At 56.1% G+C, this 11,715-nt stretch carries 7 protein-coding genes; 5 read left to right on the plus strand and 2 right to left on the minus strand.

The genetic code is table 11. The features are described 5' to 3' along the window. Positions 1 to 223: 223 nt before the first annotated feature. The 5 genes from BJF91_RS01040 (at position 224) to BJF91_RS01060 (ending at position 5,511) form a co-directional block, all read left to right on the plus strand. Positions 224 to 1,423 carry an ABC transporter ATP-binding protein gene (locus tag BJF91_RS01040; protein ID WP_075612632.1) on the plus strand — a complete coding sequence of 400 codons (1,200 nt, stop codon included), beginning with the start codon at positions 224 to 226 and terminating at the stop codon, positions 1,421 to 1,423. Then, positions 1,420 to 2,343 carry a carbohydrate ABC transporter permease gene (locus BJF91_RS01045; RefSeq protein ID WP_083943029.1) on the plus strand — a complete coding sequence of 308 codons (924 nt, stop codon included), beginning with the start codon at positions 1,420 to 1,422 and terminating at the stop codon, positions 2,341 to 2,343. The genes BJF91_RS01040 and BJF91_RS01045 overlap by 4 nt, the downstream gene beginning before the upstream one ends. Beyond that, entirely contained in the window at positions 2,340 to 3,206 is an 867-nt protein-coding gene (locus tag BJF91_RS01050) for a carbohydrate ABC transporter permease (protein WP_083943031.1), read from the plus strand. Before BJF91_RS01045 ends, BJF91_RS01050 begins: the two co-directional genes overlap by 4 nt. Before the next feature lie 110 nt (positions 3,207 to 3,316). Next, positions 3,317 to 4,597, plus strand: coding sequence for an ABC transporter substrate-binding protein (locus BJF91_RS01055; protein ID WP_075612633.1), 1,281 nt, complete (start codon positions 3,317 to 3,319; stop codon positions 4,595 to 4,597). A gap of 62 nt (positions 4,598 to 4,659) precedes the next feature. After that, complete coding sequence (locus BJF91_RS01060; RefSeq protein WP_075612634.1) at positions 4,660 to 5,511, plus strand: phosphodiesterase; 852 nt, start codon at positions 4,660 to 4,662, stop codon at positions 5,509 to 5,511. Positions 5,512 to 5,694: 183 nt separating this feature from the next. Here BJF91_RS01060 and BJF91_RS01065 read toward each other — a convergent pair whose 3' ends face one another. Continuing rightward, entirely contained in the window at positions 5,695 to 6,708 is a 1,014-nt protein-coding gene (locus tag BJF91_RS01065) for an autotransporter outer membrane beta-barrel domain-containing protein (protein ID WP_075612635.1), read from the minus strand. Beyond that, positions 6,684 to 11,126: a beta strand repeat-containing protein gene (locus BJF91_RS01070; RefSeq protein ID WP_324615697.1), complete on the minus strand. Its 4,443-nt coding sequence runs from the start codon at positions 11,124 to 11,126 to the stop codon at positions 6,684 to 6,686. The genes BJF91_RS01065 and BJF91_RS01070 overlap by 25 nt, the downstream gene beginning before the upstream one ends. Between the last annotated feature and the right edge of the window lie 589 nt (positions 11,127 to 11,715).

The raw sequence follows: 11,715 nt of genomic DNA on the forward strand, positions 1-11,715 counted from the left end.
GAACTGTCTAATCGTCAACCGGTGAAAGCAAGGGTCCGCAGATCCGGCGCGCGCCATCCTGAGCGATCGAAATAGATCAGAACTCAAATTCCATTCCATTTGTCAGATCTCACTTCGCGCGAAGTAGAGCGAGCAGGCTTCTCTGAATGGATAAAAACTCCATTCACTGTCACATAAGAGATAAGAAACTCCATTAAGGAGGCAAACGATCGAGGAGAACGACATGACTGGAACAGCAGTTAAGTTATCGAACATTTCGAAAGGCTACGGCACCAGTCGGGTCCTTCACGATATCGACCTGGAAATTAATGCCGGAGAGTTCATGACGCTCGTGGGTCCATCAGGTTGCGGCAAGTCGACGCTCCTGAAAATCCTTGCTGGTCTTGATCAACCGGATGGCGGGTTGATCGAGATTGGCGGCGAGATAGCGAACCAATTCCGCCCGAGCAAGCGCAATATCGCGATGGTGTTCCAGTCCTACGCGCTTTATCCGCATATGCGTGTCAGGGATAACCTGGCGATGCCGCTCATCATGGCAAACCTGCCGTTTGCGGCGAGAATGCCGGTGATCGGGAGCCTCATCCCAGGCATGAGCGCAAAACGCCAAAAGATAAATACGGCGGTCGCAACCGTGTCGAAGACGCTCGGCATCGAAGCACTTCTCGAGCGCAAGCCAAGCGAACTTTCGGGAGGGCAGCGGCAGCGTGTTGCTCTCGGACGCGCGATGGTCAGGCAGCCCGGCGTATTCTTGATGGACGAGCCTCTCTCAAACCTGGATGCAGCGCTTCGAACGCAGGTACGTGCCGAATTGGTCGAGCTGCAACGGCGCCTGAAGGCGACCTTCGTCTATGTCACGCATGACCAGGTCGAAGCGATGACCATGTCGGACCGCATTGCCGTGATGATGGACGGCGCCATCGTTCAGGTGGCCACCCCTGGGGAAATCTATGCGGCACCAGCAGACATCCGCGTCGCCCGCTTCATCGGATCACCACCAATTAATATCCTGCCGGCAACCGTTGGTGCACAAGGTCAGGTCCAGTTGTTTGGCGAGAGCCAAAACTTGAGAACGGATTTAATGCCCGGTGATAGGGCGCAGATAGGGATACGGCCCGAGGACGTTATCGTGGCCGCCCAAACGACACTGCGTAGCGTTCGTTCCCCCCATGAGGCGCGGATACGCCTCATCGAGAACCTCGGCAACGAAGTTATTCTTCACCTTAATATTAGTGGTGACAATCAGACCGAAGTCGCAGCCAGATTGGCGCAGAGAGAATGGTCGGCGATCCGGGAGAGCTCAAGCGATTCGGATCGGGTGAGGGTAGGATTATCGTCGCAGCGGTTCCTTGTGTTTGATTCCACGGGCTCTCGGGTGCAAACGGAAGAAATTCACGACTCTCAACGGCTGGAGGTGGTGTCGTGACGTCATCGCTGCTTTCCCAGCCCGGCCTCAAGGCTGTCGGCCGTTCCCAAAAGCCTGTCAGAGTAAACCTCGCCTATCTCTTCACATTGCCGGCCGCAGCACTTATTGCCGTTGTTGTTTTAGCTCCCATAGCGATTGTGATAGCTCTGAGTTTTACCGATTACACCCTTGGATCAACAGAATGGTCTGGGGTTGGGCTGCGCAATTACGGCGAGCTTTTGCACGACAAAGCCTTTGTAAATGCTCTTTCCAATACAGCTCTCTATGTCACGGTCGTCGTGTCGATGTCCGTATTGCTTGGCTTAATTCTTGCGATATTGGTCCATGACAGTGGTCGTCTGAGACGCGTTTACGAGGTCATATTCTTCCTGCCGGTCGCGAGCACCATGGTGGCCTTGGGGATCGTGTGGAAATTCCTCCTCCACAGCCGCATCGGCCCAGTCAACGAAGTAATTGCCGCGCTCGGCTTTCCACGGGTCGACTTCTTTAACAATCCTTCGATTGCTATTTTCGCGCTTGCCGCGATAGGCGTATGGCACTTGGTCGGCTTCAATATGATCTTGTTTCTGGCCGGACTTACAGGGATCCCGCGCGATCTATATCAGGCTGCCGCAATTGATGGCGCCGATGGCTTTTGGGATCGCTTGTTTCGCGTCACATGGCCGATGCTGGGTCCTACGACCGTATTCGTCACAATTACCTCATCGATCACGGCTTTTCAGGTCTTCGATACTGTCGCGGTCATAACCCATGGCGGGCCGGGAGGATCGACCGAAGTCATTCTCTATCAGCTTTACCAGGCAAGCTTTCAATACTTTGAAACCGGCTATGCATCTGCGCTGACCGTCGTCTTTCTGCTCATCATGATGGCAATCTCGGTCGTCCAGATCGTTGCAGCAAGGGGAGTGCATTACTCATGAGCCCTCCCAAGATCAATATCGCTCTCCAGAAGACGCTCCCGCCCTCCGCACGCTTTGTCGGCGCCGCAAAACATGGACTGTTGCTGCTTTTCGCCGCTGTGATCCTCCTCCCGTTCGTTTGGATGATTCTCGCGGCAGTGAAAAACCCGGCGGACATCTTTTCCCACCCGTTCTCGCTCGATCCGGCCAAGCTTCACGCTACCGAAAACTTTGGCAAAGCACTGACCGCAGCTCCGATGGGCCTGTTTATGTTCAACAGCTTAGTTGTGGTCGTCGGCGTACTGAGCGTACAGCTTATAACCTCGATTGGTGCGGCTTACGCACTTGCCCAAATGAAGTTTCGTGGGCGAGGATTGCTGTTCAGTCTCGTGCTGTTCGCACTGTGTGTGCCGATCCATGTCCCCGCTCTACCCCTTTACATCGCGCTCGCAAAGCTCGGCCTGCTCAACAGCTACTTTGCGCTTATGTTTCCCTGGTTCTTCTCGGCTTTCGCGATTTTCCTCTTCCGTCAGCACTTTCTAACGTTTCCGCAAGAGATCATAAACGCCGCCAGGATCGACGGTTTCACGGAAATCGAAATTGTGCTGCGCCTCGTCGTGCCCAGCGCCGTTCCAGCAATCGTGGCGTTCTCGGTATTCTCGATTACCGCCCACTGGAACGATCTTTACTGGCCTCTCATCGTCATCAATGTGACCGATAAGATGACCGCGCCACTTGGCCTGTTGAACTTCCAGTCGGCAGAAGGTGCCAGCTACGGCCCCCTGATGGCTGCTGCAACCATCATCACCTTGCCGCTGATCGCTCTTTTTCTCCTCGCCCGGCGGTATTTTGTCGAGGGGGTGACGATGACCGGCCTGAAGTGAAAATCAACATTCAGACTAGACGGATCTTTCGTCCCAATTTTCTGCGGGTTGAGCCACCGGTCGGGCCGCAGACCAGTATTTCGACCAACTCAGTGGTAAGGAATTTCAATATGAGATCGACATTGACGTCTTTAATGGCAGTTGGCTTCGCTGCCATCGCCGGAATTGGCACCGCCCCCGCCCACGCTGAAACGACCTTGGAGGTCGTGCATGCGTATGGATCCTTCCGTGAACGCTTCTATCAGCCCCTCGCCGATGCGTTTATGAAGGAGCATCCAGACATCAAAATCAAGTTCCGCGCGCCGGCAGCAGACTACTATGAGGGCCATCTGGCTGTTACCCGCGAGGCCATGACAGGCAAAACTCCTGATGTCTTCTTCGCTGGGATGAACTTGTTGAATGATCTTGTATCGACCCTGGCCCCGCGCAAACAGATCGCAGACATGACCCCCTTACTCGACAAGGAGGGGCAGGCTTGGGTCGACAAAAATTATGATACCAACGTCCTTGAGCTCGGACGCATTGACGGACACCAGTGGGGCTTGCCGTTTAACGCATCGACCCCCATCGCCTACTTCAACGTAGACCTCATGCAAAAAGCTGGCCTTGATCCTGAAAAGCTTCCCAAGACTTGGGATGAGTTCATCGAAGCGGCAAAGAAGGTCAAGAAAGCCAGCGGCGACGTCGACGGAATGCAGATCGACCTGGCTTTGGGCGACTGGTTTTGGCAGGCCATGGTCGATAGTTACGGCGGCACAATGATGAGCCCTGACAGGACCCAAGTCACGTATGGTGGCGAGGCGGGGCTAAAAGCGGCAACCACCGTTCGCCGTTTGGTTGATGAAGTTGGTATGCCATGGATCGACGAGGACGCGGGTCAGGCGCAGTTTGCCGCAGGCAAGCTTGGGATCTTTATCGGCTCGACTGGCGACATTCGCACTATGGACGAAGCCATTGGCGGAAAGTTCAAATTGGTCACAGGCACGTTCCCGATGGGCGCTGAAAACGGCCACGTTCCGACCGGCGGCAATCTCGCAACGATCCTGACACAGGATCCGGAAAAGCAAAAGGCAGCTTGGGAATTCATCAAATTCCTGACCAGCCCTTCGGGTCAAAAGCTCACCGTTCTCGGGTCTGGTTACATGCCGACGAACAAGCAAGCGCTGGAGACCGAACATCTCGGAGAGTTTTACGCAACGCATCCGGAGTGGAGAACGAGCCTTACGCAGTGGCCGATCGCTGTTGCATGGTTTGGCTACCCCAACGTCAAAAGCGTCAAAGTTTGGAAGGCGCAATCGGAAACTCTCTTCCGGATTGGAAATGGTGAGGTTTCACCGGCAGACGGTCTGAAGGAAATGGTTCAGTCTACCGAAGCCATCATTAAGCGATAAATCAGCAAAGAGCGGTTCGCCCCCCTCCCCGCTCTTACGCATGCCACCGAAGGTCATAGCAGATGTTGAAAATAGTCCATGTAAGCGATCCCCATATTGGACCGGTTGGTCAACTCGTGGTCGGACTCGATCCAAACGAGCGGCTCAGAAGAGTTTTTCAAGCGATCAACGAAAATCATCTGGATGCCGCTCTATGTGTCATCACCGGTGATTTGACGGATCGCGGCGACGAAGAGTCTTACCGCGCGTTCGCCGATGCCTTAAGCGGACTGAGGATTCCCTACACACTCCTGCTCGGCAATCACGACAACCGAGAAAACTTTCGGCGTGTTTTTCCGGATGCGTCTGTCGATGCGACCGGGTTCATTCAATCTGTCGCGGACTTCGATAACATCAGACTGGTTTTTCTCGACAGCCTTCATGCAGATCATGCCGGTTTAGGGCAATTATGCAACTCACGCCTTGAATGGTTAGACGGGATACTGGAAGAAGCAAAGGAAGCCAGCCGCCGCTCGGTTGTGTTCATCCATCACCCCCCGTTTTCCGTAGGGGTCAGGATGTTCGATCAGATGCTACTGGAAAATCCGGAACCCTTCCTAAACACGATCTCCAAAAACAAGCCGCTCCATTTGGCGTTTGGACATTTGCATTTGACAACTTCCGGCTCATGGAACGGCATTCCCTACAGCTGCAATCGGGGCGTCGCCCACCGGATCGCTTTGAACCTCGAGGGCGACGTTACGGAGTTCATCGAATCAGAGCCGACTTTCGACGTGATGCTGATTTCTTCGGACGGTGTAGTGGTGCACCATACTGCGCCGACGACAGACAGCGCGATTATCGCGCGCGAATATCCGACGGAAGACGGAAAAGGTCTTCAAGTTATGCTGCGTCCCGCGACCGCTCACGTTTGATCTTCTGCTGGGCGCTCGCACTTCAATCGAAGATCGACCTGATGGCCCTGAGGCTCGCCTTAAAGGAAGGCTATGGCCGAATATGCCGAAGGATGACGAGCGCTGTCTCCCTTGCAGAACAAAGCACACGCCGGGGGAATTAAGGATCATCCTCAATTCGCCCGACGTCTCCATTTTAGCAAATCAGAACTGACCGCGAACGCCAACTTTCGCACCAGTGGATTTCTGTCCATCGCCCTCAATATTAAGCAATATCCCGGCCTCGAACGTTAAAGCGTTTTCGGTAGACATCGATATTCCAGCCGTCACTGTTCCAAACAAACCGCTCCCGTTGAGACCCGCGTAGCCAGCGGTGAAGCCTAAGCTTGGCTTGACGGTCGCACCGTTTTTGAGATGGAATTCTCGTTCGACCTCAGCACCCAAACTCACCCTTAGCTGTTCCTCGGTAAAGCCCTGAAGATCAATGGTATCTCCAACACCATTGGAGACGTTGTAGTCATCTACCTTTTCATTGAGGTAGATAGCTCGCAGCTTCGGCGTGAGCACGGTGGCGTCGTCGATGGTCCATTGCCCATTGATCGAACTGTCGAACAACCATCGGCTGGTGTCGAAAGATCCACCAAAGAAGGCGGTATCGATCGTATTTGACGATCCGCCGTAGAGTAAACTCGTATCGAAGAATATGTTTCTGGCGATTTCCAAAGATGCATAGGGACCAGCCAGCCAACCATTGCCGGTGAGTTCCGCGTCTTCTTTCGTCGGGTCTGTCATGTGGTCGTAATGGAATGAAAGGCCAATGAGCGCCTTTTCTGAAAGCAGATAGTCTGCTCCCATCGACAGCATCGAGAAACTGCCCCACTTGTTTCCGTTCTCCTCTCGATTATGGAAGGTCAAGGCGCCGTTCAACCAGATATTGAACGGAGAATATGTGCCGCCTTTTAAACCGTCGGCATGATCACGAGCCGCTTCCATTTGAGCCAAGCTGGTCGAAAAATTCGCCGTCAAACCATCAGCACCGGGGCTCATACGAAACGTGACCGGATCGGTGGCCTCTGCTGCGCGCCGGCGCTCGAGAAGTCCGGGAACTTTGATTGTCGAGGCAATGAGGTTTTGACGGGTTTGTACAAAACCGTGCACGAGGCTGCTGATGTCTTCTGAAACGGCGGTGATGTTCAGTCCGACGTTATAGGTGACCACCCCCTGATTGGAGAGCCGAGCGCACTGATTAACCTATAGCCGACGTTTACCTGCCCGGAAAATGCGGGATTCGGCGTGAATTTGAGATAGAAACCGACAGGAGCAACAGGACCCGCCTGTGCGACTTCGCCTCTGATGATTTCCAGGCTTCCGGAATTCGCCGGTGTGACTGCCAGAATGTTGGCATCAACAAACGGACCACCAGTGGCGCCGCGGTTGAGATAGACATTGGGAGGTGTAGCTCCAGCGTCGACTTCGACGACTTTATCAGTCACAGTCACCGCACGTTCCTTGACCGCGATCGTGTAGCTGGCAGATCCGGTCATACCGTTCGAATCTCTGACGCTAATCGAGAACGTATAGTCGCCGGACTTGGCCGTTTCCGACAGAGGGCCGTTCAACTGGCCTGTCGAGACATTCAAAACAAGGCCATCGGGCAGAGTGCCTGATGCCAGACTGTAGACCAATGTTCCGGTCCCCCCGGCAGCCGAAATGCCGGCACTATAGGCTTCGCCTATCATCGCCTCGGGAAGCGAGCCCCCCGCGGGAGAGAAAGCAAAATCCGCTGGTGCTTCTACCTGGAGGGAGTAACTCTTTGAGCCCGTGGCTCCATTTGCGTCGGTCGCAGTAATGGCGAAGGCAAATGTGCCCGTGGCGGAAGGGGTGCCTGCCAAGGTGCCGTCGCTTGCAAGCGTGAGGCCTGCCGGCAGCGTGCCTGTGGTGAGCGCAAAACTGTAGGGCGACGTGCCGCCGCTGCCGATCAGCACCTTGCTATATGATTTTCCGCTAACGGCAGCATCGAGTGTCGCCGGTGAGATGGAAATGCTAGGCAGCCCCACTGACAGCGAATAGTTCCGGCTGGCCTGGGACGTCGTACCAGACGTGCTGTCGGTTGCGGTAATCGTAAAGCCGAAGGTGCCGGCGACAGTTGGTGTGCCCGAAAGCGAGCCGTCTACACTGTTGACAGTGATGCCAGATGGCAAGGCACCAGCACTGACGGCGTAGGAATATGGTGCTGTTCCACCAGTTGCGGGATTGATGACAGCGGAATAGCTTTGGCCCGTGACCGCATCTGCCAGCACCGTCGCCGGCAAAGTCATGACTGGGCCGGATACCGCCAGAGTATAGCTGCGAGAGGCCGTGTTCTGAGTTACAGCGCTGTCATTTACGGTGACCGTGAAGCTGAAACTTCCCGATGCGGTTGGCGTCCCAGAGAGCACACCGCTTGAACTGAGCGTCAAGCCAGACGGTAAAGACCCTGTCGTCACACCGTATGTATAGGGAGCAGTCCCACCCGCTGCAGTCAACGTTTGACTATAGCGCGCATTGACTGTGGCGGCCGCCATCGAAACGGGTCCAACAGTCACAGGAGCATCGTCATCTATAATGGTTGCTGCTGCACTGGCCTTGGCTATCGTCGCGTTGGTTGGCGCTGACATTTGGACCAAGAAAGTCTCGTTTGCTTCGGGATTGGTGTCGCCGTTGATGGTTACGGTGATCGAGCGGGTCGAGGTGCCCGGCGCAAATGTCAACGTACCGCTCGCTGCGACGTAGTCCGAGCCGGCCGAGGCCGTACCGTCTGCTGTCGCGTAGCTCACTGTCACGGTTTGACTGGATGTCGCACTGAGCGTCACATTGAAGGTTGCCACGGATGTGCCGCTACTGCCTTCGTTCACCGAAACATCGTCGATAGACAATGAGGGTAACGCATCGATCTCAAGCGAGTAGCTTTTCGATCCAGTTGCTCCATTCGCATCGGTGGCGGTGACCGCGAAGGCAAATGTGCCTGTTGTAGAGGGCGTACCCGTCAAGGTGCCATCATTTGCCAAGGTCAAGCCGCCTGGTAACGCCCCGCTGCTGAGGGCAAATGTGTAAGGCGAGGTGCCGCCACTTGCAACCAGCAGCTTACTGTAAGTGTTGCCGATAATTCCTGCATCCAGGGTCGAAGGAGAAATTGAGAGGGTTGGCAGGCCGATTGACAGGGCATAGGTCTGGCTGGCCTGAGCTGCCGTTCCGGCTGTGCTGTCCGTTGCTGTGAGGGTGAAGGCGAAAGTACCGGCCACAGTCGGCGTGCCGGAAAGCGAGCCATCTGCACTATTGATCGTGACGCCGGCCGGCAAGGTACCGGCACTGAGACTATAGGTATATGGCGCGATACCACCACTCGCTTGCGTGATCGCAGCTGTATAGGATTCGCCAACGGTGCCACTGGTTAGCGTGGTGGTCGGCAAGGTTACGGTGGGGCCGGCGACGGTGAGCGTATAAGCACGGTTACCGCTTGTGGGAGTGCCGCTGCTGTCAGTGGCGCCCACAGTGAAATTGAAATTGCCACTCGCGGTCGGCGTGCCGGATAGAACGCCAACGCTGTTTAAGGTCAATCCAGACGGCAGAGAACCAGAGGTAACAACGAAGGTGTAAGGCGCGGTGCCACCGCTGGCATTCAGGGTCTGACTATAGGACGTGCCTGCTGTGGCCGACGTCAGCGATGCCGGACTAACCACCACCACAGCGTCGTCGTTCACAATGGTGCCGGTACCGGTGGCGCGGGCGACGGTGGCATTGCTGACACCGGATAGGCTGACGCTGAAGGTTTCGTTGGGCTCAACCGCAGTGTCGCCGTTGACAGTTACCGCCACGCTCTGCGCGGTGACGCCGGGCGCAAAGGTCAGCGTGCCGGAGCGCGCGACATAGTCGCTGCCGGCGGTGGCCGTGCCGTCGGCCGTGGCGTAGTTGACTGAGACGGTCTGGCCGCTGGCTGCGCTTAGACTTACCGTGAAGGTGGCCGTGGCGGTGCCGCTGTTGCCTTCATTCACGCTGACGTCGTCGATCGACAGTGACGGCAGTGCATCGTCGTTGACGATGGTGCCCAGGCCCTGTGCATCCGTCACGCTCGCGCCAGTGACATTGCTGACGTTGACGAAGAAGGTTTCATTGGGTTCGTTGAGCGTCTCGCCGGTGACCAGCACAGTGAAGGTCGCGCTGCTGCTGCCTGCGGGAATGGTCTGCCCGGTCAGGCTGGAGGCGACGTAGTCCGAGCCGACAGTCGCGGTGCCATCTGTAGTAGCGATGTCGAAGCTCACCCCGCCGGCGCCGGCCGGCTGGCTCAGCGAGACGGTGAAGGTGGCGTTGCTGGTGCCCGAATCGCCTTCGTTCACCGACACGTCGTTGATGCTCAGCGACGGCTGGTCGTCGTTGAGAATAGTGCCCGTCGCGCTGTTCGGCGAACCGACTGTATAACCGGTGCCGGCGTTGAGACTGATCACCACGGTCTCGTCCGGCTCGACGGTGCTGTCGGCGGTGGGATTGACGGTGATGGTGCCGCTGGTGGTGCCGCCCGCGATGACCAGCGGCGAGCTAACAGTCGCGTAATCGGTTCCCGAGGTGGCGGTGCCACTGACGCTGAAGCCGATCGACAGGGCCGACACGGGCGCCTGGCTCAAGGTGACGGTATAGACAAGGTTGGGGGCGCCATCTTCTGCCACGCTGGACGGGGACACGCTGACCGTGGCGGTCGGGGCGTCGTCGTTTAGGATGGTGGCGGTCGCGCTGGACGGGCTGCCGATTCCGTAGCCGGTGCCGCTTGCCACGCTGTAGATCACAGTCTCGTCGGCTTCCACTGTGCCGTCGGCGACAGGTGTGATGGTGAAACTGGCCGTACTGGTGTTCGCAGGCACCACGACGCTGTTCACTGCGCCAGTGTAATCGGTACCGCTGGTCGCGCTGCCGCTTCTAGTAAGGTTAACAGTCGTGGCAGAAGAGCTCGTCTGGCTCAGCGTCACCGTATACGTGAAGGGCGCGCCACTGTCTTCATTGCGAGTGGCGGGGCTGACCGCGATGGTGGCGTTGAGCGTGGGATTGATGGTGATATTGAAGACGATCGGGTTGTCGTACTCATCGAACAGATAGAACGAGTCCGACGTCGCGCCATCCCCGTTATTGGTATAGGTCACCCTTTCGGTGCCTGCGCCATCCAGTTGGCCGGTGACAGAGTAGCTGCCGTGCGAGGGTTGCGGACCGTCGCTCATGCCAAAATTTGAAGTGCCGTCGCACTCACTGACGTCGAAGGTTACCGACCCGCCGGAATTTACGGTGGCAGCCTGCGGCGTAGCGCATGCGGGTCCAGGCCCTGGGCCCGCTGCCACCGCGCCAGAAGTGATTCCAAAAGAGCAAAACGCAAACAGGGCAAACGCCAACAGGTAAAAGCATGAATAAGTGAGGTGATTGGCGCTGGATTTCATTAAGACACCCTGAGAGAACCGTCCGAAACGTCGGAACGGGAAATGACCTTCAAGTCGGGCTAGAGCGACCGCTAGATTTGCTCCGACTCGACGTAAGAGCAGATAGAGAAGCACCGCAGCGGCCACGTATCGTGCATATTGAGTGACGCTTGCATCAGGTCGACGAGACGAAAACCCCATACCATCGCAACCAGAAAGACATCACACGCAGAGCTACGCAATCGCAGCCTTACTAATTGCTGTTTGCAACAGACGCCAATCTTTATGCAACCTTTATAATGTGCTAGTATTCGAATGTTAGCAAAGTGTGACAAAGTTGCATCGATGCGCCAATGCACGTCAACAGTCCGCAGCCGCAAATCCAGCGGTAAGAAGACACTCCAGTCGCGTCTCGGAAGGTGCGAAGCCTTCAAGCTGAGTAGCAAAAGCTCGCAGACATCTTCGAGCTACATTTTCTGTAGCTCAGCTGTCATTGCCAGAGCAGTTATCGTAGTTTTGATTTCGCTCTAGCAGCTTTAAATTTTTATATTCAGAGCGTTAGCGGCGGCTTGCAGTGCCGGACCACTGAAGATTCGGTTGAGGATTTTTCAGAGAAGATCGCAAAGTTGCGGGCGCAGTTCAATCCGGCCCACATGGAGATCGCCATCCGCAAGCTGATCTTCCTCGCCCGCACCACCGCCGTCGAGCATGCCGAGCATCGACTGATGCTGATGGTGCGCGGGCTCATCGAGACGGTCGTGATCGTTGATGTTTTTGGAACGCAAAGAAC

This window comes from Gillisella taibaishanensis, assembly GCF_001938985.1.
GTDB classification, from domain to species: domain Bacteria; phylum Pseudomonadota; class Alphaproteobacteria; order Rhizobiales; family Rhizobiaceae; genus Allorhizobium; species Allorhizobium taibaishanense.